A 25,382-nucleotide genomic window follows, 5' to 3' on the forward strand; every position below is an offset into this window, starting at 1 on the left:
CGTGATCCACGACGCTCAGCGGGCCATCGAGAACGCCACCCAAAACAGCTCGCCGGCAGCACCGGCGAAACACAACAGGAGACACGCAGTGACCCATCCCAGCTTATCGCCCTCATTGTCTTCTTCGGCAGCCGTTACGGCCTCGGTCCACTAAAGCCGTCGCCACGAATCCACCATCGAGCCTGCACGTGCAGGCCAGGAGAACATGATGAGTACACCTTCCTCGGCGTTGCCCTTCCACGCCAATGCCGCCACCGTGACCGTGGCCGGCTCCGCTTCCGACATCATCGCCCGCATGGACCGGCTGCCCGTGACCCGCAGTGCGTGGATTCTGGTGCTGCTGATTTCGCTGGGCGGGTTCTTCGAAATCTATGATCTGGTATTCACTGGCTACATCGCGCCGGGCATGGTCAAGAGCGGCCTGCTCAGCACCACCACCGCACATTTTTGGTTCGCAAGGCATCGGTGCCTTCATCGCCGCTACCTTCGCCGGCTTGTTCGTCGGCACTTTCTTCTTCGGCTTCTTGCCTGACAAATACGGCCGGCGCGCCATCTTCACCGTCTCGCTCCTGTGGTATTCCATCGGCTCGCTCATCATGGCCTGCCAGACCACTTCGGAAGGCTTGCTGCTATGGCGATTCCTGACTGGCATCGGCGTCGGTATCGAGATCGTCACCATCGACAGCTACATCACCGAAATCGTGCCGCAGCATATGCGCGGACGCGCCATGTCGCTCAACCAGGCAGCCATGTTCATGGCCGCACCCACCGCCGCCATCCTGTCCTACTGGCTGGTGCCGCTGGCGCCTTACGGTATCGATGGCTGGCGCTGGGTGGTGGTGATTGGTTCGGTAGGTGCCGTGCTGGTCTGGTTCATCCGCCGTTCGGTGCCGGAGAGCCCGCGCTGGCTGGCGCAGAAGGGACGCTTTGCCGAAGCCGAGGCAGCGATGCAGCGTATCGAGGCCAATGCCCAGCGCGATTACGGCCACGAATTGCCTGCGCCCCAAGCCGTGGTGCAACAGCCGGTGGAAGAGAAGGCCTCCTTTGGCGAACTGTGGCAAGCGCCTTACCGTGGCCGCTTCCTCATGCTGCTGGTGTTCAACTTCTTCCAGGCCATCGCCTTCTATGGTTTCGCCAACTGGGTGCCGACCCTGCTGATCGCGCAAGGCATCACGGTGACCAAGCGCCTGCTGTATTCCTTCATCATCGCCTTTGCCAGTCCCATCGGTCCCTTGCTGGTCATGACCGTGGCCGACAAGATCCAGCGCAAATGGCTCATCGTCAGTGGTGCGGGAGCGGTAGTCATCTTTGGCCTGAGTTTCTCGCAGATGACCTCGGCGATTCCACTCACCGTTCTCGGCATCCTCATCAGCTTGTGCGGATCGATGATCTCGGTGAGCTACCACGCCTATCAGACCGAGCTCTTCCCGACCCCCATCCGCTGCCAGGCGGTGGGCATCGTGTATTCCTCCAGCCGTATCGGCGCCATGCTGTCCGGGTTCCTGATCGCCTTCTTCCTGCGTGATTTTGGTGTCACCGGCGTGTTTGCCGGCATCACTGCTGCGATGCTGGCGGTGATGATCTCGATCGGTTTCTTCGGTCCCAAGACCAATGGCGTTTGCCTGGAAGAACTCTCCAAGTAACCAAGCAAGTGAAGGAAATCAGAGCATGAACAGCCGCGGCAACAAGGTCATCGTCCAAGAAGTCGGATTGCGCGACGGGCTGCAAAGCCTCTCGCAGATCATGGCCACCGACGACAAGAAACGTTGGATCGACGCCGCCTACGCCGCTGGCGTGCGCCACATCGAAGCAGCCTCATTCGTGCCGTCGTGCCTGTTGCCGCAGATGGCCGATGCGCATGAGGTCATCACCCATGCGCTGAGCTATCCCGACCTCACCGTGACGGCCCTGGTGCCCAATCTGAAGGGCGCGCAGCGTGCGCTGGAGGCGGGCGTGCATCGCATCGTCGCGCCCGTCTCGGTGAGCGCGGCCCATAGCCAGGCCAATGTACGCAAGAGCCCGCAGGAGATGGTGGAGGAATTGCACCGCATTCGTCTGCTGACCGACGAGGCGCCCGTCAAGCCCATCCTGATCGCAGGACTGTCGACCGCCTTCGGCTGCACCCTGCAGGGGCAAGTGCCGGTGGATGAGGTCGTGCAGGTGTCGCGGCTGGTGCTGCAAGCCGGTTGCGATCTGCTGGCACTGGGCGATACGACCGGCCACGCCACACCCGGCCAGGCAGACGATGTGCTCAGGGCGGTCCGCCAGGTCGCCGGGGACAAGCTGGCCATTGCGCACTTCCACGATACGCGGGGCCTGGGACTGGCCAATACCCTGATCGCACTGGAGCATGGCATCCGCGAATTCGATGCCACCCTGGGAGGCATCGGCGGCTGTCCCCATGCGCCGGGGGCGTCCGGCAACATCGCCACGGAAGACCTGATCTTCATGCTCGACAGCCTGCACTATCACAGCGGCATCGACCTGATCCAACTGCTGGCCATGCGCGAGTTGCTGCAACAAAGCCTGCCGGGCGTCCAGCTCTACGGCAGCCTGGCCTGTGCCGGTGTGCCGCAGGGCTACGCCACCCCCCATCCTCTGAAGCGGCGCGCGATAAATTCGGCTGAAATAGTGCGATAAATGATTTATCTCAGAATTACAGCAGAAGAAACAAAATTACACCATCTGAAACATGAATGTATCCTGACGGCATTTTATGCGTCTGCGCCGTCAAGTAGCTCCCACACTCACATCCGCCATCCATCGCTACCTCACCGAGGTCTCTCCCTCGAAGAAAGGACTAGCCACCGAGCAGTCCATCGGTAGGACCTGGCTTCGTACCCGCTTGGCTGGGCGGCCGATTGACCGAATCCGCAATACCGACCTGATAACGATAAGGGACGAGTGGAGTGCCAAATACAAGGCCGCCACCGTTGTGCGGCGCTTGGCCTTCGTTTCTCACGTTTTCACGGTACTTAGGAAAGACTGGGGCTGGCCAGACCTTGCCAACCCCGTAACCCATTCCCATTCGACCTTGTAAGAATCATCATCAACCAATTGCAAATCTCATGTCCAAGCTGATCTACGTTTTGAATGGTCCCAATTTGAATATGCTCGGTAAAAGAGAGCCAGATATCTACGGGACGACCACGCTGGAAGAGATCCGCGCTCGCACGCTGGCCGAAGCCGGCGCGCTGGGCCTGGAGTGCGAATTCCGGCAGACCAATCATGAAGGTGTGATGGTGGAATGGCTGCAGGAGGCGTTCGAGCGGGACGCCGGCGTGATCATCAATCCGGCCGGCTTTTCGTTCGCTTCCTTTCCTGTACTCGACGCGGTCAAGCTGATTGCCATGCCCGTGATCGAGCTGCATATCAGTAATATCCATCAGCGCGACGCAGCGCACCGGCATTCGCTGATTTCGTTGGCGGCTACTGCCGTGATTTGCGGCCTGGGCGCGGGGGGATATCCGATCGCGGTAAGGGCGATCGCGGCGGCAATGAAATCTGAGGTTTAGCAGGCCGGGATCCCGGCCTGGGTTGAACGGGCGGCTCGGAATTTTGAACTGATCCGTAAATTTGGATGGCTTAGAAGCTAGCCAGCGAAGGCCTGAGTTCGGTAGAAGTAGCCGTACTTGGAATCAATCGACTCTGGTACATCAGAGACTGCATATCGATTAGGGAAATCGCCCGCAGGCTCGACATTTCCCGAAACACTGTTCGGCGCTACATTCGATCGGATGCGATTGAACCTTGCTATCCGAGCAGGAAATCATCGAGTTCGATGGACGAATTCGCGCCCCAACTCACCGCCTGGTTGAGCGCTGACGCAATCAGATCTCGCAAGCAAAGACGAACCCTGAAACAGATATTCCTGAACCTTAAGGAGTTAGGCTATAAGAGGGCGTATGGCCGAATCGCTGCCTCCGGAAGCAGGGGAAGGCGGATCAGATTGGGATGGTCAATTCTGCGAGTAAATCAACAGGCCGCAACTCCTAACTAAGGGAAAGACGGTAGATTGCAAGCGAGCGACGCGGCCTTTTGGAGTTGCTCGAAGCCGATAGTTACTTGAAAAAGTATCGGATCGCTTGCAACCAGCGAACGAATTTTTCTTAAAATATCTTTTGCATATTGATCGTTACCGCAGTCTGCGATGTGCCGTTCGCCGGTCCCATTGCTGAGGCGATGCGAGCCACGGCCTTCGACCCGCTGGCAATCTGATGCGCGATGCTGGTATAGATCATGGTGCTCTTGGAGAAATGGTAGCTCAGTGTCGCCGCCAACTGATTGGCCTTGTCACCATTGAGAACACTGTTCCCCTTCATGTAGGTATAGGTGGAAGCCATGTTCCAGGCCGCTGTCAGGCGATAGCTGGCGGTCAGGTCGAGGGTATTGATGCGGGCCTTGTTGAGGGTGTTGTTCGATAGCGTATAGAGGCTTGCCAAGGTCAGATCCTCGAACTTGTATTTCAGGCCGAGGCCGGCGTTCTGTATGCCCTGGGTGCCATTGGCAAATCCCGGATACTTGACCTTGCTATAGACCGCAGCCACGCCGGCGTTGCCGAACTCATAGTTGACCCCGGCACTGACCGCATTGCTGGTGGACATGTTGCCGGCAGTCTCGCCGAAACCATACAGCGCGCCAAAGCTCAGGCCCGAGAAATTCTTGCTGCTGAACTTGATCGCATTGGACACCGCTTCACCATTGATGCGGTCATGATCGATCGAGCCCTGCGTATTGTAGGGCACGCCAAAGCTGGCAAAGGGGCCCTGGTGCGAACCGAACCAGCCGTGATAGAACGCGCCCGAATAGCCATTCAGGGATAGCGTATCGAACATGAAATCGCGCTGCATACCGACGCTGAGGGTGCCGATCTCATTGCTCAGGCCCACATAGGATTCGCGCGTAAACAAGGTTCCCGGACTACCCAGCAGGGCGCCCGTACCGAGACTGAACATGGTACCCAGGTAGAAGATAGCCGACGTACCGCCGCCCAATTCTTCATTGCCACGCAGCACCAGCGTACTGGGTCGCATCACGCCATTGTTGACGTAGGTATTGGACTTGCCGCCCTGGTTGCCCAGGTAGGTCACGCCCGAGTCCAGCAGTCCGGTCAGTTGTACGCTACTCTGGGCTGCACAGGGAAGCGTCACCGCCGCCATCAGCAAGGAAGTTGGAAGCCCCAGGAAAATCTTGTTGCCAGTGTTCATGAATCGATCCATTCTTGTTTGTTCTATCAATAGCCCGGCTGCGCCATGGAGCACTGTCGACGAATAGCCGCTGCCTTCCTCTCCGGTGCCAGATCCAATGTCGTGTTGGACGAACACCAGGACACACGCAGCGACTATAGCGGCGGCCCCGCCGGGGCAGATAGGGAAACTCGCGGAGGCCCGCTTGAGCAGAATTCATACCGCACGCAGCACTGGTGCACGATGCAACATGCTTGTGCAAGCGGGACAAAGAGCGCACAAGAAGTGCGCAGGCGGGGAAGGAAAACGGAAGAAAGAAGAACGCAGATGGACCGAGCCGAAATACTCTAAATCATTATTACCAATAGGCAGGCACAAGCGGCGATGGACCCGAGCACCACCTGCACAAGCTGGTTCTCATGGATTGAGCAGTTGCTCCTCTTGTGTAGCCAGGTATGTCAGATGGGTCAGGAACATGCCGGGATAGACCGAATTCTTGCGGTCAGTGCGACTGATGCCCACCAACGGCCCCAACTGCAATGGCAGGTCATACGGCACCCGGCGCAAGCCATAGAGGTCCTTTACGGCCGGTGCAATGCAACCCGGAATGAGCACCAGTGCATCCTTCTGCTGGCCCAGGCGAAAGCTCAATGGAAATGCCTGCGAGGCGATGATGTCGTGCGGCACGCTCAAGCCTGCCTGGTGCACCACCAGTTCCAGTTGCCGGCGAGCATAATTGGCCGCCGGCGGCAACACCCAGGGATAGGCCACCACCTGCGCCAGTCCTGCCTGCGTGGCAAAGATGGGATGACTGGCCCGGGCCACGAAATAGGACTTGGACTCGCACAACGGATTGATGAGGTAGTTCGGTTTCTCATGACTCTTGGGCAGGCGCCCGATGACCACATCCAGCGCTCCCTCATCAAAGGCGTCCAACAACTCCTCCATCGGTTGCTCCACGATGGAAATGGTGAGCTTGGGTGCCTTGGCCTGGAAATCCAGGATGCACTCACCGATCAGATCCCACCAGCTCAGCGCCGAGAATATGCCGATGGTCAGATGACCGGCATCACCACGCAAGAGCGTATCGAGTTCTTCGCTGGCGCGTTGCAGATCCACCGTAATCATCTGCCCATAGTGCACCAGCGTCTCTCCGAAGATGGTCGGCCGGGTACCGAATGGCGTGCGCTCGAACAGTTGCGCACCGGCGATCTCCTCGATTTCGGCCAGCGACTTGGAGACCGCCGACTGGCTCAGGTGCAAGGACTCCGCCGCCTTTTGCATACTACCCAGGCGGGCGATGGCCAGCACCACCGAGATGTGCCGTACCTGCAGCCGGCTCTGTAATTTGTTCATGGGTCTGTCGAAGGTATGAATTTTGGTGAAGTCGCAGGGCGCCGGATTCAGTACAGCAGGCGCGGATGGCGCAGTTATATTAAATCAGATGAAGGATCGCCCGCTATCCGTATCTGGCGCTGCCAATGTCACTGGCCACCGGAAAACCTGCAACAACGGATGCAGCGGCTGCCTTTGCATGACCCGATCGCTGTTTCCTGCCAACCCTGCTTCTGAACCGCCATGCAAAATCCCTACACAAAATCAATCAACGTCAGCCAGTACATCGACGATCAACCGGTGGGTCGCTTGCAGCGCATTGTGTTCGCCCTGTGCTTTCTGCTGATCGCGCTGGAAGGTTTCGACACCGCCATCATCAGCTTCATCGCCCCGCAGATCCTGCGCGACGGTCTCATTGCGCAGGATGACGTGGCGCTGCTGATCGGCATCGGCATGATCGGCCTGCTGGTAGGCGCGCCGGTCGGTGGCATACTTGCAGATCGCCTGGGCCGCAAGAAGGTGCTGGCCTTTGCGGTCTGCTGGTTCGGCCTGTGCTGCATCGTCTCCACCCTGATCAACCAGCCTGGCTTGTTCATCTTCCTGCGTCTGTTGGCCGGCCTGGGCATCGGAGCGGCCATGCCGCCGGTGGCCAACATGGTGGCCGAACACTGTCCAGCGCGTTATCGCACCTCGATGCTGGCCTTGGTGTTTTGCGGCTTCCTTTTTGGCGCCATGGCCGCCGGCCTTTCTACCGGCGCCCTATCGGTCCATATCGGCTGGCGCGGCCTGCTGCTGGTCGGCGGCATTGCGCCGCTGGCGGTCATCCTGCTGTTCGTGCTGGTGGCCGATGAATCCGCCATGTTCATGGCAGTGGCTGGCAAGGGGCGCGAGAAAATTGCGGCCGTCATGCAGCGTCTTTATCCTGCCGCCGACTTTTCCGATTGCAGTTTTGGTGCCGGCGAAGCACCGCGTACAGGCAAGCCCTGGCGTGAGCTGGTCGTACCGCGCTACCGCATCGGCTCGCTGCTGATCTGGGCCATCCAGTTGCTGGCCTATTACGTGTTCTACCAGCTCTCCAACTGGTTGCCCAGCTATCTCGCCAGTGCCGACTACAACCCGGCCCAGGCAGCACGCATGGCCAGCCTGTTCCAGATGGGTAGCCTGCTGGGGTCGCTATGCTGTGTCTGGCTCACGCGCCGTCATCATGGGGCAGTGGTGGCCGGAGCCAGCTACGTGCTGGGCGTTGTGGCCATTGCCGCACTCACGCTGGGACAGAGCTCGGCCTACTTCCCGGCCATCATCTTCCTGAGCGGCCTGTTCCTCGGCGGCCCCATCATCTGCGTCAATGCCCTGGCCACGGTCTATTACCCGACCGCCTTGCGCGGACTGGGCAGTGGCGTAGCCGTCTCCTGCGGTCGCCTGGGCGCCATTGCCGGAGCCTTCATCGTGGGCGCGGCCAGCCAGGCCGGTTTTTCCTATCCCCAGATTTTCTCGTCCTCGTCGCTGCTACTGCTGGCCTCGGTGATCATGCTGCTTGCCCTGCATCGTCAGTTGCTGCGCCAGCGCCAAAGCGACCAGGCCGAACTCTCCACCTCAACCTGTTAAGAGGATGCATCAATGACTCTCCCGCTTCACCCCGCCGCACCTGAAGATATCCTGGTCCATTGCCAGCAAGGCACATTGTGCGGTCTGCTACATAAAGGCGTCAGCCGTTTCATGGATATTCCCTATGCCGCCGACCTGGCATCCCACGAGCGATTCCAGCCGCCCCGTCCGCCGCTGACCTGGAGCGGTGTGCGCCAGGCCCAGCAGCGCGGCGCCATCTTCCCGCAATTGCCGAGCCGGCTGGACTTCGTCATGGGGCCACGCGAAGCCGGTCTGGCCCAATCCGAAAACGCCTTCCGTCTCAACGTCTGGACGCCCTCCACCAGCGCACGGTTGCCGGTACTTTTCTGGATACACGGCGGCGGCTTCCTCAGCGGCGGCGGTGCCCTGCCCTGCTATGACGGCGAAGCGCTCGCGCGCAGCGGCCAGGTGGTCGTGGTCTCGGTCAACTACCGCCTGGGTATCCTGGGCAATCTCTACTACCCCGGCATCGCTGCGGGCAATATGGCAGTACAGGATCTGCTGGCCGCCTTTGACTGGGTGACTGCCAATATCGCCAGCTTCGGCGGCGATCCGCAGTCCATCACGGTCGGTGGGCAATCCGCCGGCGCCTGGTATACCCAATTGATGATGGCCATCCCCGGCGTGTCCGAACGCATCCAGCGGGCGCTCATGATGAGTCTGCCTGACGTCCCCCCCTTGCAGCAAGACGCCGCGCTTGCACTGGCACAGCAGTATTGTCACCTGGCACAGTTGCCCTCGGCCGATGCACTGCGCGACCTGCCGGTGGCCGACCTGCTGCTCAACCAGGTCAAGATGCTGCGCGCGCAAGGCGCCGTGGCCGACGTACCGCAGACCTTCATGGCCGTGATCGACGCCCTGGTCCCTGAGAATATTGCGCAAGAAGCGGCCCGTCGCTTTGCCGGCAAGCCCGTACTGATCGGCACCACCCGCGAGGAAATGAGCAGCTTCCTAGGCAGCCGTCCTGATCTGCTGACCATCAGCCAGGAACAGGTCATCGAGATCATGCAGGACAAGCAGGTCGAGAATGCAGCGGGGCGCTATGCCGCCTATTTGGCAAGACGCGGTCAGGCCTCACCTTACCTGGTGTTGGTGGATTTTATGTCAGATGAGTTGTTCCATCTCGGCACGCTGGCACTGGCGCAAGCCCTCAAGCAACATAGCTCGCCGACCTACCTTTACCGATTCGACTTAGCCTCGCCCCAACCACACGTGCATGCTTGCCACTGCCTGGAACTGCCGTTCTTCTTCCGTGACCAGAAAAATTGGCAGAGAGCGCCAATGTTTGACGACTTTCCTATCGAAGTGAAGAACGGTATTACAACCGCGTTTTCCGATAGTGTGCTTCAATTTGTTCTGGAAGGAGCTCCTGCCACCAAGCATACAGGCGAGTGGCCTCCTCTTGAGAAAATGCCGATGCGACCGATGGTTTTCGCCCGTAACGTCGAGTTGAGGGATTGGCAGGATAAATTTAACTAGAGCTAGTTTATGTTGAGTTGCGTCGCTAACTGACCCGTTATCGAGTCAATGTTCGATTGAAACCCCTATTGTCGAGCATCTTCGCGGCGCGCCTGAGCGGCCGGTGTTGGCCGGAAGCTGCCATTCACTTGACACAAAAATCCCGCGGCTGAATTAAACCAGTAAAGTTGGACGGTTTAAAAGCTAGTCAGCGAAGGCCTGAGTTCGGTATTGTATTGGGCTCAGGCCTTTCAGCTTGAGCCGGTTAGGCATCAATGCCGGATTTCATACGCTTCCTTGGCTTCCTGGCGTTGCCTGTCTAGGTAGTCGCCAACGTCACGTACATCAGCCACGCGGTTCCTGCCCTCCTTCCGCGTTGGGATAGGAAATGTTCCTGCTGAGATTTTATTGTGAGCGGTGCCGACCTCCAAGCTGATTTCCTCGCAGACTTCGGCCAGTGTCATCGTCATGCGCTCGTATTTCATTACTAAGAACATTTGTGCCTTCATACCACACCTTCGTTGCGCAGACTGTTCCTCAGCTTTTGAAGCAATTTGTTGAGACGTGAAATGGAGATTCGATAGGTTCCCCAGCTGAGGCAATCGTTCAGAGCATTGTGTTTGCGATGCATTTCGTCACTAACGTGATTGATGTCACAAAGAAACTGCCCAACAAAATAGGATTGTTGTTTAGAGCTTGTATAGATCATCGCCTTCATAATGCCGGATGTAGATTGTGTTTAGGATGTAACCGCTCGGCCAGCATCTGTAGAAGCTGCCCGCAGAGGCGCTGATTTCAATTTTTCGCTGTAGTCGCTCAGGTACAGACGTCTGGCTTCGTGGTTCGGCATATTGCGGCGCAGGCTTCCCGCATCATCGCAAGTGAGGATGTCCGCCAGCGGCACTCCTCGAAATTGCCCCGCCAGCTCGTTGTCCAGCTCCACCCAGGCGAATCGCTCACCGTTACCCAGGTGCTGACGAATGACCGACACATAGCCAGTCAGCATGCCATCGTCGGGAGTGTTGAACGTGATGCGGTCCAGCGGGCGCGGCGGCTCCATGACGAAATCACGCTGTTTCGGCCGCTTTGCAAAATACTTGGCGGCGTAGCGGTCGGCGCCATAGGACACGGCAGCGGTGGTGGTTGCTTTCATTGGTTCTTCTCCAGAGTGGCCGTAACAGAACACACGCCAAAGCGATCGACGGCGGCGGCGATCACGTCGCAGCTATGGGCTGCGATGGCGGTGTAGGAATGGCGTGCGCTGGCAGTGCGCACGACGACGCGAAACGCAGTCATGGGGCGTTCCCTTTCGTTGGGTTGGGATCAATCGGAAGTTCGCTGACATCGAGCCGGCCGGCGCGCCAGTCTGCGACCTGGCGCGGCGTTCCATGGCGCGGGGAACTGTCCGGCACAGGGGCCATGCGCGGCCACGGGCATGCCTTGATAGCATCCCAGTCGGCGAGCGCGCGGCGCTGTTCGTCGGCCGTCATGTCAGGCGCTGGCCACGCCGGCCTGTCATCGACCGCCGGCCGAGGCCAGGGGCATGCGCCCAGGGCAAGCCAGGCATGCTCAACCTGTGCTGCCTGGTCCGGCTGGAACGTGACAGGCGCCGGTGCGTTCTTCGGCTCAAAGGACACATCCGCCGCAAAGTCAGGCCCGGCGGGCTGCGTACAGTTATTTACACGAGTCCAAGGGAACCCCGGACCCGCCGATGCGCGGGCGCCGTGCCCTTGAACTGGCGTCCATGTATGCCGAACGGACTTGAACACCACCCCGGCCATCTGGCGACACTGGACGCCATAGGGCATCACTCGCTCGCACTCTTCATAGCGGCCAGTCACAGTCTTAGTTTCCTTCGCCAGAGTGACCATGAGATCGTCGCGCTTCACCAGCGCGCCGCCCTGCGCACGCAGGTAGCTCGCCCAGCATGCACGCTTCTCGCCCTCGACCTTTTGTACGGCATCCCAGGCCTCGGCCATGGCCGGGGGAGCCTGTTTGACCATGTCTGCCGGCACGCGGCGCAGTTCGCGCCAAACGCTCACGGGAGCTCCACCCCATTGCTGGAATTGACGAATGCCCCAGCGGGCTGCCCAAGCTTCCACGCGAGCTGAGGGTGTCAGCTCCCGATCCCCCGCCATATCGGTGGTGATGAGGTAGCCTTCTTTGGTCTTGTGGTCGGCCACGCCATCGATGTTCTTGGCAACGTACTTAGCGATATAGCCAGCAGCACTACCTTTCGCCCAATCAATGCGTTTCACGTCAAGCCGGCGCTTGAATGCGCCAGGCTCGCCGCGATCCATGCGCCAGGCGTATCGCTTCATGATGCGGATGGCGCGGCTGGCCACGTCCTTGACGTGCGGCGTGGTGTAGTCCGGCAAGGCGCGCACGAACACCAGCATGTGCCAGTGCGGGCACCCATCGTGATGCGGTTCAGCGATCCGGAATCCGTACAGGCCGATGCCGCGACGAGCCAACGCCGAGCGAGCCAGCGCGGTCATCTTGCCGAGGTACTTATTGGCGGTGCGCGGGTCGGAGCCGTCATATTTCGGATTCGGCTTGCCCGTATGCAGCGTGGCATGGAAGCGCGATGGGCACGACCAGGTGAGGAAAAGCCCTTGATCGTTGCACTCCTTTGCAATGACCTCGAAACCATTGATGCGCAGCATGAGTTCGCCGCGACGAATGGTCTTGTTTGCGGTAGTCTTTTCGGCCAGTTCAGCAATGCTGAATTCCTGGCCAGCCTCATTGCGCACAATGGTCGCTTCCAGAGCGGCGGCATTTCTTCTGTTCTGCGCCAGCCGAGAGAGTACGGCGTCATTACTGGCATAGGGCTCGCCGTGATAGTGCACATAGCCCAAGCGAATATTGCCACCCTCAAACGCACGGCCGACCACCTTGCGCAGTTGCCGACGCCACCAGCGCGGATCCACGACACGCGCAATGATGGCGCGCAGATCGTCATCATCTACTTCAGGCATATCAATGCCGTAGTCGCTACACTCCTGCTCGATAAGGTCCCGTGCGTGGGTATCAGAAATCGCCTTCCACAAGACCTTCTTGACGTTCTCGGCGGCTTTCTCGGCCGTGGTGCAAATATCAGCATCATCCTGCGACAGATCTACTCCGGCCGGCACATACTGCTCAGCGAATTCCCGGACGAACTGAACCGCAACCGGCTCAAAAATCTTGTTCCAGTGCCATACCGACATCAGTTCCAGTGCCTGGCTGACAACACGTCCGCGCCACTTCAGCGGAATACGTGCCAGTTCCCCGGCAAACTGGCGCGACTCGACGAAAGCCCGATGCCGACGCCGTGTCTTCGCATCGACTGTTCTAGACTGCATTGAGAGCTCTTTCATACGTCGTAATGGCACGCAGCACCGCATGGCGCATGGCCAGGCGTTCAGCTTCAGTGAAGGAGTGAATAGGGCATTCCCAACGGTCCGCCGAGAATCCCGCCAGGGTCAGGATGTGTCGACGCACTGGCCTGGGCATCGCCGCCCAGGAATAGGCAATCCCGGTTTGGAGATTGGGACGCTGGCGGTTGCGCAGCAGCGAAATGGATTTCTCTAGCTCAGCTTTAGCGGCTTCATTGCCCGGAGGCGTGGGCACCCATGCCGCGCGCTCGCGCAGCAGGTCCGACGCCGGACGGAATGACGCATGGTCCTTAATTCGTGCACCGCGCATCATCACCCCCGCACCAGCCCGAGAGCCGCCAGAAGAGATGGTGCAAGCAACAGCAGAGCAGCGATGCCATGAGCGATCACCGTACGCATTACCATGCCCCCATCAGGCCGCCGAGACGCTGCAGACGCTGGCCAAGGCGATGTGCAATGGCAGATTTCCCTTGCCAGATCACATTCCACTGCAGTTCGTCCTGCAGCACGGCTTTGCGCAGCAGCATGCGCTGGGCGCACTGAAATTCTTTGATATCGTCGCCCATGCGAAGCCGCAGCGAGGCGAGGGCAAGCGTTGTCTGTTGCTGGTCGAGAGCCATGTGAGGTTTCTTTAGGGTGAGCGAATCCCGCGTGCGCCAAACGGCGCACGACAGGTCTTAGTCAATTTGGGGTTCAGCGACCGACTAGGCGGTCAGCAGCAAGTCAGGCAGTACCTGTTCCTTGAGGCGCGAGATAGGCACGGGGCGAGATGGGAAGGCTCACCTCGGGATTGGGCATGGCCGACAGGGAAACGGTACGAGAAATCTCCAGCGTGGCAACGAAGGTATGGCCGCAATCGACGTTCTGGCATCGATAGGTGATTTCCTTCATCAGCGTAGACATGGTTCGGCTTTTGGCTGCACGCACTGGGCTTTGGCAATGAGGGCACGGCAGGCTGATTACACGCATGTTGTTTTCTTTCCCTTGATGGCATAGAGTGCACGCCCCTTGCCAGTAACACGTTTGATACCTTCTCGAACAGACTGGGCCAGCACGAACTCGGCCGCTTGTTCAATCGTGTCGAAGCCCTCACGCATCATGATCACTTCCAGGGCTTCGACTAACGCAGGATTAGTGAACGGTAATTCGATATCAGGCATTGCGAGGCACTGAAAAGTGGCTCGTGAGCGCCTTGGCTTGCACGTTCTGCTCGGATAAGATCGGCATCGAATAGGATTGCGCCAGGGCGATGGCCTGATGCATCAGCAGATCATGGGCCAGCGTGGCCAAGTTCTCACCCTGATACTGCGCAAGCGCTTTCATGATGTCGTAATTGTCGTCGTTGACGCGCACTACGATGCGGCGGTGACGGATTTTGCGGGGATCGTCGTACATGGCGGTCTCCGATGCTCAAGCCCGTCCGGCTTTGACGTCGTTGTCGTAGGCGGCCATGCCGCGCAAGATCAGCAGGCGCACAAACGAAGAGCGCGTGCGCAAATCCTGGCGTGCCAGCTCAGCCAGTCTTTGCTCTTCATCAGCTTCAAGGCGGAAGGTAACGGCCACCGAAGTATCGGTATGGGGGCGGGATACGTGCTTGGAGAGAGTAGGCATATGGGATAATTGGTTGTACACGTCACTTAGCAATGGCGGCACTTTAGTACAAATATTTTTACTTTGCAATCATAAGTGTAGAAATTTGATGACTTTCGGCCAGCGGTTAAAAGAAGAAAGAAAGCGTTTGGGTATGACGCAGCCCGACTTTGCCTTGGTTGGCAAGGTCGAGAAAAATACCCAGATTAACTATGAGCAAGACAAGCGATCTCCTACCGCCGAATATCTTTTGGCGATTTCTGAAATCGGGGTAGATGTTCACTACGTCCTCTATGGCTCGCCGTCCTCAGATAGCCTGACGGAAGATGAGAGGGAGTTACTGGCAGGCTATCGCAAACTTGATTTGCGCGCTAAGGCTCGAGTTCTTGGCGTGATCGAAGGAGCGAGCGATACAGATCCACCCGCGCCCGCACCAAAAGGCCGAGCGAACATAACCATTCACGGCGGCGTCGGTCAACAAATTCACGGGGAGATCTTTAAAAAGGTCGTTGGTCCTCAAATGGTCAAAGCCCCGTCCAAGAAGAAGTCATGAAATTGAGCAGTGCCTCTTCTATGTGATAGATGGCTGCGTTACGGGTTATTTTTAGCGAGTAGGGTGGTAATGGTAGGAAGAATTAATATTCGGGGAAACGTTTCTCAGCTCATAAATGGGAATGTGCATAATATCAGCGGCCCAACGACCATTGGCACTCGGGATTCGAGTGAAGTAATAGACGTGGAAGATCCCCAACGGATCACTGAATTCCAGCGGAAAAGAATCAACGTATTGGTGAAAGAATGGTCTGCTATTTCCGGTGAAAAGGAAGTCGAAATTTATAAGGTCTTTATGAAAGACTTTGGAATTCGATATTTCCGCGAGCTCCCGATTGAGCATTATTCGACCGTGAAAGAAACGCTAGAGGAATGGATTTCGGCTGGTGCTGCCAAAGCAGGTCCGGTTGCGGTACCAGAGGTGGTGAAAGCACACAGTGAAAGAGTGCAACATCAACTTGGATGTCCGGCTTGCATTGAAAAGGACGCATCTTTCGGACGTGCTCTAAGGGCTATATTTGCACTGGCGGTCTTGGCGTTTTTGCTCTCGCTATTATGCGGATGGCTGCTCTATAAGATGCCTGTTTCTTGAGTTGCGTCCAAGTTGACTCCTATTTGAAGTAAATGAATTCCTCAATCATCCTGGTCCAGCCTAGGGGGCTGGTAATCCAGGAGAGGGCCAGTTCTGCGAGGAAACCAACACATCGGATAGTTTTGGCTTAAGAGACCTCCGAAAAGCCATACGTCAATCTGCTCATACAACTATGCAGAACAAACTCATAGAGATGTTTTTTCTATGTTAGGTACCGAACAGTTCGGTACAAGCCAAATCGTTACCTTAATCTACTGAACATCTGTTCAATCAATTCCCTTCTAGTCAAAGTCGGCAAGAGCTTGTCCGGAAGTCTCGAATCCAGTCCCGTCTGTCTTCATCTGTTCGACAAGGAGTTCATATGCTCACTTACGAAACTGCTGGTAGCGATGGTAGCTTCTGCTACCGATTGGAGTACTCGCAGTGTGATGCTGGCTGGTTTCTCGAGTCCATGCTGGTGAAACGAGGCGGTGAATCGATACTGTTGAAGCGCGGGCCAAAGACTGTTTATCGTACAGAGGCGCTAGCCATTGCCTACGGAATCAATAGTTGCGAGGCCATTGTTAGCAGTTTCACGCTTGGAGCTTTGAGTTGGAGCGAATACAGGAATTCTCACGGGCAGTTACCTTGATTGGACCGCTCATTCCTTGCCATCCAGGTTTCTTTTCCCCATGTTTTTACGAATTATTCCGGCCGGTTGCCAGATGAGAATCACCCAAGAATCAATTCGATTTTCTCCTTTCGAAAACGAAAAGTTGCGTCCAAAGGCATCATCCAGCTCCGCATTTCTTGCAGCGTTGAGTAGAGCTTTTCTTTGGACACCTATGTGCTCGCTTGCGGTATGGCTATCGGTAGAATAGGCGGGCCATTGGGCTATCCATAGAATGCCACGTTCAAAAGAAGGGACCCTCTTGTCCTCACCCCTTTAACCTCATCTACGATTTCTTGCCATCCGTTTTGTGAGATGTCGAGTGCCCTTGCTTCTTCGTCATGGTCGAATATTGGCCGCCTGCGACCGGGTCGCCGTCGTTATCGCGGCTGGACTTGACGGTCTTGCCGCTACTCTCTCCCGCGACCGCCAATTTTTGATAAGTGCTGGTGTCTTTGCTGCGTTGATTTTTGCTAGACATGTCATTTCTCCTTGAGTGTCGGTTGGCAATTCGTCTGCGCTTCTAATATCGCTACGCCGACGATGAGACATGCTGTTCCTATTAAAATTCAGCGGATGTAGGTGCAAGGCTTATGTCGCTGTAGTCATACAGGCTATGCGTAAATTCGTTTACGCCATTGGTTCGTAAGGGATATGGAACTGCATCCTCTATGGTTGTCAGCGCACATACCAAAAGCTTTTTATGGATTATCGTGAATGTTGAATCGCGACGGGATATCGACCGTAGAAACGCTCGTCGCTCTTCAGAGGAGCTCGCTGTCTTTATGCCCCCTGGTCACCGCGGCACTTTTTTCGTCTATCGATAAAGCGTGGCAGCCCATACGTTAGCTCGCATATATGAGCTCAAAGAATTAAAAAGATGCTCGTGGAAAAAATATAAAAATTCTTTCTTAATGTTCGGTGGCGAACAGATTAAGAATGTCCGAGCAGGCGATGCTTCGTCTTGCAGTAAGCGTGAATGGCGTATGGCTTGCAACGGCGTCAGCACTGTTCATTCAGATAAGCGCGTCGTTCCTGGATATTCCCAAGGCTCCAAGAAGAATCAAATCGTAGCAGTTCGCTTTCCACTATCTTTGCCACATTCAACCTAGAGGTCACTCAATGAAAAATGTCATTTCAGGGGTATTCCTATCCGCTTCCTTGATGCTGTCCAGCGCCGCTGTCCATGCATCGACCGACATCAACAACACTTCCACGATCACTTTCAACGGGCCCAGCTCGTCGATTGGTGCCTCATATGGAGACGGCACCAGCGGCAAGACTTTCACCGAGAATTTCACTTTCGCACAGGGTACCGTCTTCAACGTTTCGTCCGCGGTGATCTCGATCGCACTGGACTCCATGTCGGGGCTCAACATCAGCAGCTTCACTCTGAGCGGAAACGGCGTGACCGCGACTGGGCATCTGACTTCCAGCACAGGCTTGCAGACATGGACCTTGCATGCCTCCAATCTTACCTCCGGGCTGTACACCCTATCAGCAATCGGCAAGGTCACGGGTACTAGTGGCGGAAGCTTCGGAGGCAACATCAGCGTGGCCGCGGTTCCGGAGAATTCCACTGTGGCAATGATGCTGGCTGGGCTTGGCATGGTCGGCTTCGCTGCCTTGCGCCATCGTCGCAAATCGAAGATGCATGGGGCAAATTCGACCGGCCTCGTGCCGGTATAAAAGGCAAAGCGGAAGAACTTTGAAACTGCCCATGCGGGCAGTTTTTTTATGCTGAACGCTTCCATGTGTCCGGTATCGAACATCTGTGAATCCCAAGTCTATCGTTATTTTCCGATCGGCACTCAATCTCCCTTGCCCCAATTGGATTGCAGCATGTCTAATTCAAATCTTCCATTAAAGAATCATCTTCTGGCCGCGTTGGCACCGGACGTGCAGCATCGCCTGCTTCCCCAGCTGGAATGGATTTCTCTTCCCTTGGGGATGGTGCTCTACGAATCGGGCGATACGTTGCAGCATGTCTATTTCCCGACCGACTCCATCGTGTCCCTGCTGTATGTCATGGAAGACGGTGCGTCGGCAGAAATTTCCGTAGTTGGCAACGACGGTTTTATTGGCATCGCCATTTTGATGGGAGGAGAAAGTACTCCCAGCAGAGCGATCGTGCAGAGTGGCGGTAGCGCTTATCGTCTTTCTGCCAGCCGCTTCAAGGAAGAATTCCATCGCGATACTGGTACGCTTCATCTGATGTTGCGTTACAGCCAGGCGCTGCTGACGCAGATGGCGCAGACCGCCGTCTGCAATCGCCACCATTCCATCGACCAGCAGTTGTGCCGGTGGTTATTGTTATCTTTGGACCGACTGTCGGGCAACCAGGTGACCATGACGCAAGAGCTTATCGCCAACATGCTTGGAGTGCGGCGCGAGGGCGTCACCGAGGCAGCTGGCAAGCTGCAACGGCAGGGTGTAATCGAGTACAGCAGGGGGCGGCTGACAGTGCTGAACAGACCCAGACTGGAAGAGCTGTGCTGCGAATGCTACGCGGTGGTCAGAAAGGAAACCCAACGCTTGTTACCGCCTACCCGCTTCGAAAGTTGATGAGGCTAACACTTCGATCTAGCGCCTGCGCGCGTAGCTTGTCGAATGGCTGGAACTCGGCAGCTTGGTCAAGCAGCTTTGGTTACGTAGCGCACCGACCGTACGCGAGGTCATGGGTACGATCGGATTTAAGAGGAATATCAAATTTGTCGGCGCGCCCATGGCCGGTAGATGGCGCTCATCTTGAGCACGGAGGCGATTGCGGGAGTTCAGGCATGCACACCAGCCGCATCAAGTTCTTCAAGGGATTTCAGATCGAGGTCACGGTAACTCGTTACGCAGAGGATTGTTGCGTATTTACCAATATACGGCGATTTGCCAGGATTTCAGCGACTGGGGGCGATGTCATTTTTGCGCAATGGGTTGACCTGCGGGCACGCTCCTCCGCAATGGCCTTTCAGTACGCGTTCGTACGCGCACACTCCGAAATAGAGAAGCGCGGAGTGCACGGCGAGCTTACAGGCACTTAGACGTCAGATGACCTCCCCAAAGTCGAGAAGTATCGTCGATCTGGGTTCCGCTAAGTTGGGTAACGAACAGATAACCGACTGTTAAGGCAATAGAATGGGGGGTAATGGCATAGTACTTCCTTGAAGCCGGCCGGCTCTGGATCGGGAGGCAGTATGAATACAAGCGCACTAATCGGTGGCGGTATCAGCAGCGATTTCGACGGCAACTTGATGGAGTAACTTGAACTACGTAACGTCAAGATTTCAGCCATGTAGGAGAACGATGTGGCGGTTGCAATCGGCGACCAGCACGGGGATCTTTATGGATTCATCGGAGCGGATTCGCAGTCGGATCTGGCCATCTTGCTCAAATCCTGTCACCGCTTGAGCGCTGACACGCGTTTATGCCTGGGCGGAAAGTTCCAGAGAGTCTTGTCACCGTCGGTTAGCGCGCCAGTGCACGGCGGACGCAGCGTAAGCTTGCTATAGCGTCTTTGTATAGAGCTTAGTTTCGTCGATGTAGCAAGAACACGCCTGCTTTTCAAGGTGCTTTCGGTTGAGAATGGTCACGTGGCCGCGGCTGTATTCGATAATACCGTTGCTCCGCAATTGGGTGGCCGCGGCAGTGATACCAACACGTCGCACTCCCAACAACGATGCCAGTGTTTCCTGGGTGATTGAAAATTCTTGGGCATTGGAGCGATCCTGACTCATTAGTAGCCACTTTGCGAGGCGCTCGGAGAGGGTATGGAATTTGATGCAGCGGCATGTGCTATAGAGTTGCTCTATGACGATGTTGATGTATCGATTCAGCACTAGCTGTAGTCCCTTATTTTGGTTCAATTCAGTGCGGAAAGCTGCGGTGGAAATACTCCATGCTCGGCCCGGATAGAGTACCGAGGCGTGGAACTCGGTGGACTTCAATCCCAGCGCGAAGGGAATCCCGTACATGCCTTCCCGACCGACCATGCTGACTTCGAAGTTCGGCGTTGCATCGCCCAGCGAAAGAATGGAGATCAAGCCATTGATTGGAAAATAAATCAAACTGGCACGGGGCGTCGATAGGATTCGACCAGCCTGCAGGTCAATCAAAGTGCATTGCTTTAACAGGTGTGACCGGTCGGTTTGGGATAGTGACGCGATAATATGGTTCTGGTCATTTTCCAATTCATCTCTCAGGTAATAGGGCCAAAAAAGTAGGCACGGCGAATGCCGTGATGCCGTTTCAATGAATGGAGTATGACCCTTTTGTATATTTGTCACCGTCCGTTAACGAACATACGAGGCCCTTAATGGCCAGTAAATCAACGGGGCGGAAGGGCTAGGAAGCCGTTACGAACTGACGGAAAGAACAACTTGAGAGGACCATCAATCGGAGATTGACATTAGGACGCCAGAGCGCCATCTACTCAAGCGAAATCCTGATAACTTCTTCGCCGAGACCGAAAAAGCGGCCTGTTGTACTGCGCATCGTATCCCTGGTCTCGGCTTCACCAACGATTCCCTGTTGCAAGGGCGCATCCACTCCTATCTGGATAGGCAGACCAGTCGCCTGGACGAGGCCAACTTCTAAGAGATCCCGATTGACTCGTCTCTACGCAAGACACACAACAATCAGCGCAATGGTATGCACCGCCAGGCTATCAACCGGGGCCGCTCGACCTATGAGCTAAGCTGCTGGGCGGCGGCTGCCCATGCTAACCCGGAGCGGTTCGCCGATTGCCATTGGCAATCCAAGCTGTTCTGGAAGAGAAAAACACTGGCTGAGCAGCTCCTCATCTTCAGTGCCTTCCACTTCGGGCTCATACGGATGCAGATTCCAGCCCTCATGCTAACGCGTAATATCGCTGCTGAACAATGTTGACCTGACCTGATACTGGCGCAGTAAGTCGCCTAAGGGCTGGGATTCGGAGTGCGAGAAGCTGCCCCCGGCTGTTCGACACGCCACCAAATATGCCGACTCTTCTGCCCTCCCGCTAAGCGCTTATAAAGACGAGAGCTGGATTGCCGCCAAACGTGTCGTGTTGTGCTCACCCACGGCGTGGACGGCACGAAGCTGACGGTGATCTACGTATACCTGCGGCAGCAAGTCACCGTGCGGCCAGCAGCTGGACGTGGCGATCTGCGCGAAGAGCACGCCGTTTCACGTCGAGATAACACTGTTGGCCGCCCCGTCGACGCTATATGATGCGGTGATAATCGTCGACGGAGAGGAGGCATTGATGCCGCTGGCTGCCAATCTGCTGGTTACTGATTTCCTGCGTGATCAGTATCGTATCTGTTGGCCCGTCCTCGGGCTAGGAATCGCCAACATAGTGAGCGAAAAGGTGGAACTCCCCCGAGGTCCAGCTCAACTGTGAAGACGATTTCCGCTTGGCCGCCGTAGACACCGCCCACGTAGATGAGCTACTGGAGCAATTGGCCGAAGCGTTGGCAGAACAGCTTGAATTGGACCACGACGCCTTGGCGTGAGGTCTGCCTTTGGCCCTACTAGTCACTTGCCGTCCAGGTGTTAAGGCCGGCGAAATCAAGAACGGAATGCGCCATGTTGAAGAAACTAAAACGCCTGTGGTTCTCAGAGATGAAGAAGGCCACAAGCGCGCAACGCAAGCGCATCGAAACGATCTTGAAAGTGTTTCGAACCAATCCATCCACGACGACCAAAGCCGAGAGGCGATCTGCCACCCCCCCCTCCGATGCTTCCAAACCAATCGGCGCATGGGTCAGCGGTCATCTCCGTCATGGTTCCGGCCTGACGCAACGTATCCACTATCGGCTATTCCTGCCTTGTAGACCAGAAGCCGCTATGCCGCTATGCCGCTGGTCGTGATGCTGCACGGTTGTCAGCAGAACGCTGCTGAGTTCGCACAAGGGACGGACCTGAACGTGCATGCGGCGAAAAGGGGGGACGCCGTTCTCTAACCAGAGCAGCCGCTACGCGCTCATCCGCAGCGATGCTGGAAATGGTACGACAAGACGACTCAAAAAGGGGGCTGGGATGTCGCGACGCTGGCAGCATTGATCGAAGATGTCGTCTCTTCTCATGCCATTGATCGGCAGCGCATCTATGTCTGCGGGATTTCCGCGGGGGCGGCCATGGCGCACATCCTTGCGTTGATGCATCCTTCGCTGGTAGCAGCCGTTGGCCTGCATTCTAGCCCCGTCTTTGGCGCTTGCAACAGCGCGGCCGGTGCATACAGGGTGATGCAGCATGGAAGCGGACATCCAGGGGGAGCCATGGATGAACTGCTTGTACGCTTGCCGCGCATGTAGACAATGCCAGCTATTCTGATCGGTGGTGACATTGAAAAGACCGTACGGTCAGTTAACCAGCGCCAATTGGTGGAGCAGTTCGTGAGTCTTAACCGGACATTAGCTCTAACTGCAATGCCGACCAAGGAAAGAAGGTTCGGCCGGGCTTCGAGGAATGCGCCGATGCAGCGCAGGTTCACGATCAACGATCATACCATCGGGCGTAAAGTGATGATCCGTTCGGTAATGATCTTGGCCACGCGTGGAGCGGGGGCGATGACGCGATGTCCCGTAACGCACAAGGACCGGACGCGAGCCGACTGATGCTGAATTTCCTTGAGCGGCATCGCCGGTATTGATTGTGGACAGTATCAACTGCAGCTCTGACATCGATGCTGCTAATGGAGATGTCGCCGCGCCTGCCTGTTTAGGTGACCGGCTCTTTGTGCTGTCTGCTCATTGCCAGTACACAAGCCCATTCGTCTAAAGCAGGAATCCGTTCCCTCCCTATCTCTGAGAAATAAGTGAAGACGGTTTGTGGCAAATCTGCGAACAAATCGACACCGTTCCAATTTAAATTCCTACGCATCTAGAGTCTGTTCGATAACGAACAGAGATCCTTAAGGCTAGAGACCAGAATCAATGTTCATATTTCAAAAGGAGATCTTATGAAATCCGATGCGCAAATTCAGGAGGCCGTATACGAAGAACTGAAGTGGGATCCCTCTGTTATCGCAACCGATATAGGAGTCGAGGTTTCAACTGGCATCGTGACTCTTTTCGGTCATGTTGGGAGCCACTCTGAAAAGGTAGCAGCAGAGCGCGCTGCACAGCGGGTTATAGGTGTTAAGGGTGTCGCCATTGCAATAGCCGTAAAGCTACCTCTTTCCAGTCACCGTGAAGACGCCGATATTGCACGTACGGCGTCTAATGTGCTTTCGTGGTCTACTTATGTGCCCTATGACAACCTTCAGGTATTGGTTGAGCACGGTTGGATTACTTTAACTGGAGAGGTTAGATGGGATTTTGAGCGGCGCGGAGCAGTTTCTGCAGTACGGGATCTTATGGGAGTTGTAGGCGTCATTAGTCACATTCGAATCAGGGAAGCGGTATCGGTAGCATCCCTCAAGCATGAAATAGAAGCCACTCTAAAACGACGTGCTCATGAAGAAGCAAAAGCTATTTCTGTTGATGTTAGTGGATCGGAGGTAGTGTTAACAGGGTCTGTACATAATTTGGCGGAACGAGACCTGGTCACTAATGCAGTTTGGGGAACGCCTGGAGTATGCAATGTTATCGATCGGCTTTCTGTAACTTAAAAATCTATGGTCAGATATCGATCCCCAAGAATCGAGATCAAGAAGAATTTTTTGGATTAGTTGCACGCGAGAGAGTTCTCTTGTGAAAATCTTTTACTCCGCACTTACAACTACCTAGTCATTAATAGGCTATCTAGTTGTTATCAATTTTCACTACCCCCGAGTCCTGAGCGAAGGGTATTTTCAATTACAGGCGACATATTAGGATGATCGCTAATCAGAAAAACAAGGAATAGATGCGATGCATTGTTAAATACAAGCTATACCATGAACCCTATGTATCAATTTTGGAGTTCACCAGTGACGTTATTGATGCTGAACAAGTGATTGCGGAATTAACCACATCTCTAAGGCCAGAAGTTATATTTGAGTATCCTGCCCCAAAGAACGCATCAGCAACCGAAGCCGAGCTTTCCTATGAGCGCCTAAAAAATGCGGTGGATTCTATTCATTCTGAGTACGGCGTATAAAGCTGGTCATATCAACTATTCCAGTAATCGATATGCTTGTGCAGCAGAGATCGGAATTATGAGGTCCGTTGGTGCCCTAGAATAAATTTCAACCCGCCAAATTGGCGTCAGCAGCCCCCTAGTTAATCCAGGCCCCAACTTATCGAAGCAGCCGCTGGTAAAAATCAAGCGGCGTTACGGAGTAATCATACTTTCGTTGGCGTGAGGGATATGGTGGACTGAAGATTGACCAAGCCAAGGTCACAGGCTATTTTTCGCCGGCAGAGAGTCGCTGCATTTTTTTTGAAACAGGGTATAGATCCCCATTCCACACTGCGGATTTTTCATCGAAGTTCGCCACTAGCTGACCATGACTTGACGCAATGTCACGTATAAATTGTGCAATAGCCTGGCGGCAAATTTGAATCCTAAGATTCTCCTCTGACGGCACGAAGCAAATACGAAATTCACCTATTAAACGTGCGCTGCCGAGGCCGCTCGTCACTTCTAGGCACATATGAGAGCCCGTTTTAAGCAAAACGAAGCCAGCTTCATGATGCGGCGGATAATCAAAGTAAAAACGTAAGTCGACGTCAGATGATTTAGGATCCGGTTTAGCTTTGATCAACATAATTCCCATGATTTCCTCCGACAGGATGTGAAGGCGAACAACGTCTTGAAGGAATGCTTAGAGTTTAGCCCGGATGATCGAAACTAAAATATTTACGAATGATTAGCATTTCATTCGTTCTTGAATTGCGCCTCAAAGAGCTTTAAATGTCACGACACAGCTCCACGCTCGAGCAGCGATGTGCATTTTTATCGAATATGCCGCAGCCTATCTGCCCAGTCTGTGCGGTCTCATACAGAGAAAAATAAAATCTAAATTATTAAGAAATTCTATATGTTCGGTAACGAACAGTAAGAGTAATTTTTGTCAGCTACATTTCAAATGTCGCACTAGCTGCGATGCCCCCCCCCTC

At 55.6% G+C, this 25,382-nt stretch carries 29 protein-coding genes and 2 pseudogenes; 16 read left to right on the plus strand and 15 right to left on the minus strand.

Annotation, left to right across the window (positions count from 1 at the left end; translation table 11 throughout):
* Positions 1-208 precede the first annotated feature (208 nt).
* From FYB76_RS05920 to FYB76_RS27075, 4 genes and pseudogenes are all read left to right on the plus strand, one after another.
* A pseudogene (locus FYB76_RS05920) lies at positions 209-1,643 on the plus strand (MFS transporter).
* A 25-nt stretch (positions 1,644-1,668) separates the two neighbouring features.
* On the plus strand, positions 1,669-2,640 hold the full coding sequence (locus FYB76_RS05925) for a hydroxymethylglutaryl-CoA lyase (RefSeq protein ID WP_154132974.1): 972 nt from the start codon (positions 1,669-1,671) through the stop codon (positions 2,638-2,640).
* A gap of 428 nt (positions 2,641-3,068) precedes the next feature.
* Positions 3,069-3,515: a type II 3-dehydroquinate dehydratase gene (locus FYB76_RS05930; protein ID WP_154132975.1), complete on the plus strand. Its 447-nt coding sequence runs from the start codon at positions 3,069-3,071 to the stop codon at positions 3,513-3,515.
* Between the two features lie 158 nt (positions 3,516-3,673).
* Positions 3,674-4,000: a hypothetical protein gene (locus FYB76_RS27075; protein WP_370516310.1), complete on the plus strand. Its 327-nt coding sequence runs from the start codon at positions 3,674-3,676 to the stop codon at positions 3,998-4,000.
* Between the two features lie 109 nt (positions 4,001-4,109).
* Here the strand turns inward: FYB76_RS27075 and FYB76_RS05940 are convergent, their stop codons facing one another.
* Both FYB76_RS05940 and FYB76_RS05945 read right to left on the minus strand, forming a co-directional pair.
* Complete coding sequence (locus FYB76_RS05940) at positions 4,110-5,207, minus strand: porin (RefSeq protein ID WP_229296889.1); 1,098 nt, start codon at positions 5,205-5,207, stop codon at positions 4,110-4,112.
* 396 nt (positions 5,208-5,603) lie between these two features.
* Positions 5,604-6,542 carry a LysR family transcriptional regulator gene (locus FYB76_RS05945; protein ID WP_154132977.1) on the minus strand — a complete coding sequence of 313 codons (939 nt, stop codon included), beginning with the start codon at positions 6,540-6,542 and terminating at the stop codon, positions 5,604-5,606.
* Between the two features lie 222 nt (positions 6,543-6,764).
* Here FYB76_RS05945 and FYB76_RS05950 point away from each other — a divergent pair, with 222 nt between their 5' ends.
* Both FYB76_RS05950 and FYB76_RS05955 read left to right on the plus strand, forming a co-directional pair.
* Positions 6,765-8,126: an MFS transporter gene (locus FYB76_RS05950; protein WP_154132978.1), complete on the plus strand. Its 1,362-nt coding sequence runs from the start codon at positions 6,765-6,767 to the stop codon at positions 8,124-8,126.
* Between the two features lie 12 nt (positions 8,127-8,138).
* The gene (locus FYB76_RS05955; protein ID WP_229296890.1) at positions 8,139-9,626 is read left to right on the plus strand and encodes a carboxylesterase family protein; all 1,488 of its coding nucleotides are present in this window, start codon (positions 8,139-8,141) and stop codon (positions 9,624-9,626) included.
* 251 nt (positions 9,627-9,877) lie between these two features.
* On the opposite strand, the gene FYB76_RS05960 is transcribed toward FYB76_RS05955, so the two are convergent.
* From FYB76_RS05960 to FYB76_RS06000, 10 genes are all read right to left on the minus strand, one after another.
* Entirely contained in the window at positions 9,878-10,114 is a 237-nt protein-coding gene (locus FYB76_RS05960; RefSeq protein WP_006465534.1) for a hypothetical protein, read from the minus strand.
* 230 nt (positions 10,115-10,344) lie between these two features.
* A complete protein-coding gene (locus tag FYB76_RS05965; protein WP_154132979.1) occupies positions 10,345-10,758 on the minus strand; it encodes a hypothetical protein in 414 nt (137 codons plus the stop codon).
* Positions 10,755-10,901 (minus strand): hypothetical protein, encoded by a 147-nt coding sequence (locus tag FYB76_RS26565; protein WP_195724576.1) that lies wholly within the window; start codon positions 10,899-10,901, stop codon positions 10,755-10,757. The genes FYB76_RS05965 and FYB76_RS26565 overlap by 4 nt, the downstream gene beginning before the upstream one ends.
* Complete coding sequence (locus FYB76_RS05970) at positions 10,898-12,949, minus strand: replication endonuclease (RefSeq protein WP_154132980.1); 2,052 nt, start codon at positions 12,947-12,949, stop codon at positions 10,898-10,900. The genes FYB76_RS26565 and FYB76_RS05970 overlap by 4 nt, the downstream gene beginning before the upstream one ends.
* Positions 12,939-13,295 carry a hypothetical protein gene (locus FYB76_RS05975; RefSeq protein WP_229296891.1) on the minus strand — a complete coding sequence of 119 codons (357 nt, stop codon included), beginning with the start codon at positions 13,293-13,295 and terminating at the stop codon, positions 12,939-12,941. The genes FYB76_RS05970 and FYB76_RS05975 overlap by 11 nt, the downstream gene beginning before the upstream one ends.
* An 85-nt stretch (positions 13,296-13,380) precedes the next feature.
* On the minus strand, positions 13,381-13,602 hold the full coding sequence (locus tag FYB76_RS05980) for a hypothetical protein (RefSeq protein WP_075259306.1): 222 nt from the start codon (positions 13,600-13,602) through the stop codon (positions 13,381-13,383).
* Positions 13,603-13,705: 103 nt separating this feature from the next.
* Positions 13,706-13,951 (minus strand): ogr/Delta-like zinc finger family protein, encoded by a 246-nt coding sequence (locus FYB76_RS05985; RefSeq protein ID WP_006465440.1) that lies wholly within the window; start codon positions 13,949-13,951, stop codon positions 13,706-13,708.
* Positions 13,942-14,142: a hypothetical protein gene (locus tag FYB76_RS05990; RefSeq protein WP_154132981.1), complete on the minus strand. Its 201-nt coding sequence runs from the start codon at positions 14,140-14,142 to the stop codon at positions 13,942-13,944. The genes FYB76_RS05985 and FYB76_RS05990 overlap by 10 nt, the downstream gene beginning before the upstream one ends.
* Positions 14,135-14,377 carry a hypothetical protein gene (locus tag FYB76_RS05995; protein WP_006461600.1) on the minus strand — a complete coding sequence of 81 codons (243 nt, stop codon included), beginning with the start codon at positions 14,375-14,377 and terminating at the stop codon, positions 14,135-14,137. Before FYB76_RS05995 ends, FYB76_RS05990 begins: the two co-directional genes overlap by 8 nt.
* A gap of 15 nt (positions 14,378-14,392) precedes the next feature.
* Positions 14,393-14,593 carry a hypothetical protein gene (locus tag FYB76_RS06000; protein WP_154132982.1) on the minus strand — a complete coding sequence of 67 codons (201 nt, stop codon included), beginning with the start codon at positions 14,591-14,593 and terminating at the stop codon, positions 14,393-14,395.
* Between the two features lie 88 nt (positions 14,594-14,681).
* Here FYB76_RS06000 and FYB76_RS06005 point away from each other — a divergent pair, with 88 nt between their 5' ends.
* The 3 genes from FYB76_RS06005 (at position 14,682) to FYB76_RS26570 (ending at position 16,347) form a co-directional block, all read left to right on the plus strand.
* Complete coding sequence (locus tag FYB76_RS06005; protein ID WP_154132983.1) at positions 14,682-15,125, plus strand: helix-turn-helix domain-containing protein; 444 nt, start codon at positions 14,682-14,684, stop codon at positions 15,123-15,125.
* A 183-nt stretch (positions 15,126-15,308) separates the two neighbouring features.
* The gene (locus tag FYB76_RS06010) at positions 15,309-15,716 is read left to right on the plus strand and encodes a hypothetical protein (protein ID WP_154132984.1); all 408 of its coding nucleotides are present in this window, start codon (positions 15,309-15,311) and stop codon (positions 15,714-15,716) included.
* Positions 15,717-16,077: 361 nt separating this feature from the next.
* Positions 16,078-16,347, plus strand: coding sequence for a hypothetical protein (locus tag FYB76_RS26570; protein WP_044530752.1), 270 nt, complete (start codon positions 16,078-16,080; stop codon positions 16,345-16,347).
* Positions 16,348-16,651: 304 nt separating this feature from the next.
* Here the strand turns inward: FYB76_RS26570 and FYB76_RS06015 are convergent, their stop codons facing one another.
* Complete coding sequence (locus FYB76_RS06015; protein ID WP_006465445.1) at positions 16,652-16,846, minus strand: hypothetical protein; 195 nt, start codon at positions 16,844-16,846, stop codon at positions 16,652-16,654.
* 683 nt (positions 16,847-17,529) lie between these two features.
* On the opposite strand from FYB76_RS06015, the gene FYB76_RS06020 reads away from it, so the two are divergent.
* Together FYB76_RS06020 and FYB76_RS06025 are read left to right on the plus strand one after the other, a co-directional pair.
* Positions 17,530-18,054, plus strand: coding sequence for an FxDxF family PEP-CTERM protein (locus FYB76_RS06020; protein ID WP_306302680.1), 525 nt, complete (start codon positions 17,530-17,532; stop codon positions 18,052-18,054).
* A 153-nt stretch (positions 18,055-18,207) separates the two neighbouring features.
* Complete coding sequence (locus tag FYB76_RS06025) at positions 18,208-18,930, plus strand: Crp/Fnr family transcriptional regulator (protein WP_121043310.1); 723 nt, start codon at positions 18,208-18,210, stop codon at positions 18,928-18,930.
* Between the two features lie 932 nt (positions 18,931-19,862).
* Here the strand turns inward: FYB76_RS06025 and FYB76_RS06030 are convergent.
* Positions 19,863-20,471, minus strand: coding sequence for a Crp/Fnr family transcriptional regulator (locus FYB76_RS06030; protein ID WP_006465449.1), 609 nt, complete (start codon positions 20,469-20,471; stop codon positions 19,863-19,865).
* A 292-nt stretch (positions 20,472-20,763) separates the two neighbouring features.
* Between FYB76_RS06030 and FYB76_RS27080 the strand changes: the two genes are divergently transcribed.
* The 5 genes and pseudogenes from FYB76_RS27080 (at position 20,764) to FYB76_RS06050 (ending at position 23,950) form a co-directional block, all read left to right on the plus strand.
* The gene (locus tag FYB76_RS27080) at positions 20,764-20,952 is read left to right on the plus strand and encodes a catalase (protein WP_370516311.1); all 189 of its coding nucleotides are present in this window, start codon (positions 20,764-20,766) and stop codon (positions 20,950-20,952) included.
* Between the two features lie 541 nt (positions 20,953-21,493).
* Entirely contained in the window at positions 21,494-21,739 is a 246-nt protein-coding gene (locus FYB76_RS26575) for a hypothetical protein (protein WP_044530755.1), read from the plus strand.
* Positions 21,740-21,924: 185 nt separating this feature from the next.
* Positions 21,925-22,209, plus strand: coding sequence for a hypothetical protein (locus FYB76_RS06040; protein WP_154132985.1), 285 nt, complete (start codon positions 21,925-21,927; stop codon positions 22,207-22,209).
* Positions 22,209-22,652: pseudogene (locus tag FYB76_RS26770) on the plus strand (PHB depolymerase family esterase). Before FYB76_RS06040 ends, FYB76_RS26770 begins: the two are co-directional and overlap by 1 nt.
* Positions 22,653-23,299: 647 nt before the next feature.
* Positions 23,300-23,950: a BON domain-containing protein gene (locus FYB76_RS06050; protein ID WP_154132986.1), complete on the plus strand. Its 651-nt coding sequence runs from the start codon at positions 23,300-23,302 to the stop codon at positions 23,948-23,950.
* Between the two features lie 717 nt (positions 23,951-24,667).
* Here the strand turns inward: FYB76_RS06050 and FYB76_RS06055 are convergent.
* Positions 24,668-25,039 (minus strand): hypothetical protein, encoded by a 372-nt coding sequence (locus tag FYB76_RS06055; protein WP_154132987.1) that lies wholly within the window; start codon positions 25,037-25,039, stop codon positions 24,668-24,670.
* Positions 25,040-25,382 lie beyond the last annotated feature (343 nt).

It is taken from the genome of Herbaspirillum sp. CAH-3 (assembly GCF_009668275.1).
GTDB lineage: Bacteria > Pseudomonadota > Gammaproteobacteria > Burkholderiales > Burkholderiaceae_D > Herbaspirillum > Herbaspirillum aquaticum.

Excerpts from the sequence above, each read along its gene's own strand:
- FYB76_RS05925 (WP_154132974.1), top strand. The coding sequence starts at position 1,669 with ATGAACAGCCGCGGCAACAAGGTCATCGTCCAAGAAGTCGGATTGCGC.
- FYB76_RS05930 (WP_154132975.1), top strand. The coding sequence starts at position 3,069 with ATGTCCAAGCTGATCTACGTTTTGAATGGTCCCAATTTGAATATGCTC.
- FYB76_RS05940 (WP_229296889.1), bottom strand. The coding sequence starts at position 5,207 with ATGAACACTGGCAACAAGATTTTCCTGGGGCTTCCAACTTCCTTGCTG.
- FYB76_RS05945 (WP_154132977.1), bottom strand. The coding sequence starts at position 6,542 with ATGAACAAATTACAGAGCCGGCTGCAGGTACGGCACATCTCGGTGGTG.
- FYB76_RS05950 (WP_154132978.1), top strand. The coding sequence starts at position 6,765 with ATGCAAAATCCCTACACAAAATCAATCAACGTCAGCCAGTACATCGAC.
- FYB76_RS05955 (WP_229296890.1), top strand. The coding sequence starts at position 8,139 with ATGACTCTCCCGCTTCACCCCGCCGCACCTGAAGATATCCTGGTCCAT.
- FYB76_RS05960 (WP_006465534.1), bottom strand. The coding sequence starts at position 10,114 with ATGAAGGCACAAATGTTCTTAGTAATGAAATACGAGCGCATGACGATG.
- FYB76_RS05965 (WP_154132979.1), bottom strand. The coding sequence starts at position 10,758 with ATGAAAGCAACCACCACCGCTGCCGTGTCCTATGGCGCCGACCGCTAC.
- FYB76_RS26565 (WP_195724576.1), bottom strand. The coding sequence starts at position 10,901 with ATGACTGCGTTTCGCGTCGTCGTGCGCACTGCCAGCGCACGCCATTCC.
- FYB76_RS05970 (WP_154132980.1), bottom strand. The coding sequence starts at position 12,949 with ATGCAGTCTAGAACAGTCGATGCGAAGACACGGCGTCGGCATCGGGCT.
- FYB76_RS05975 (WP_229296891.1), bottom strand. The coding sequence starts at position 13,295 with ATGATGCGCGGTGCACGAATTAAGGACCATGCGTCATTCCGTCCGGCG.
- FYB76_RS05980 (WP_075259306.1), bottom strand. The coding sequence starts at position 13,602 with ATGGCTCTCGACCAGCAACAGACAACGCTTGCCCTCGCCTCGCTGCGG.
- FYB76_RS05985 (WP_006465440.1), bottom strand. The coding sequence starts at position 13,951 with ATGCGTGTAATCAGCCTGCCGTGCCCTCATTGCCAAAGCCCAGTGCGT.
- FYB76_RS05990 (WP_154132981.1), bottom strand. The coding sequence starts at position 14,142 with ATGCCTGATATCGAATTACCGTTCACTAATCCTGCGTTAGTCGAAGCC.
- FYB76_RS05995 (WP_006461600.1), bottom strand. The coding sequence starts at position 14,377 with ATGTACGACGATCCCCGCAAAATCCGTCACCGCCGCATCGTAGTGCGC.
- FYB76_RS06000 (WP_154132982.1), bottom strand. The coding sequence starts at position 14,593 with ATGCCTACTCTCTCCAAGCACGTATCCCGCCCCCATACCGATACTTCG.
- FYB76_RS06005 (WP_154132983.1), top strand. The coding sequence starts at position 14,682 with ATGACTTTCGGCCAGCGGTTAAAAGAAGAAAGAAAGCGTTTGGGTATG.
- FYB76_RS26570 (WP_044530752.1), top strand. The coding sequence starts at position 16,078 with ATGCTCACTTACGAAACTGCTGGTAGCGATGGTAGCTTCTGCTACCGA.
- FYB76_RS06015 (WP_006465445.1), bottom strand. The coding sequence starts at position 16,846 with ATGTCTAGCAAAAATCAACGCAGCAAAGACACCAGCACTTATCAAAAA.
- FYB76_RS06020 (WP_306302680.1), top strand. The coding sequence starts at position 17,530 with ATGCTGTCCAGCGCCGCTGTCCATGCATCGACCGACATCAACAACACT.
- FYB76_RS06025 (WP_121043310.1), top strand. The coding sequence starts at position 18,208 with ATGTCTAATTCAAATCTTCCATTAAAGAATCATCTTCTGGCCGCGTTG.
- FYB76_RS06040 (WP_154132985.1), top strand. The coding sequence starts at position 21,925 with ATGTTGAAGAAACTAAAACGCCTGTGGTTCTCAGAGATGAAGAAGGCC.
- FYB76_RS06050 (WP_154132986.1), top strand. The coding sequence starts at position 23,300 with ATGAAATCCGATGCGCAAATTCAGGAGGCCGTATACGAAGAACTGAAG.
- FYB76_RS06055 (WP_154132987.1), bottom strand. The coding sequence starts at position 25,039 with ATGGGAATTATGTTGATCAAAGCTAAACCGGATCCTAAATCATCTGAC.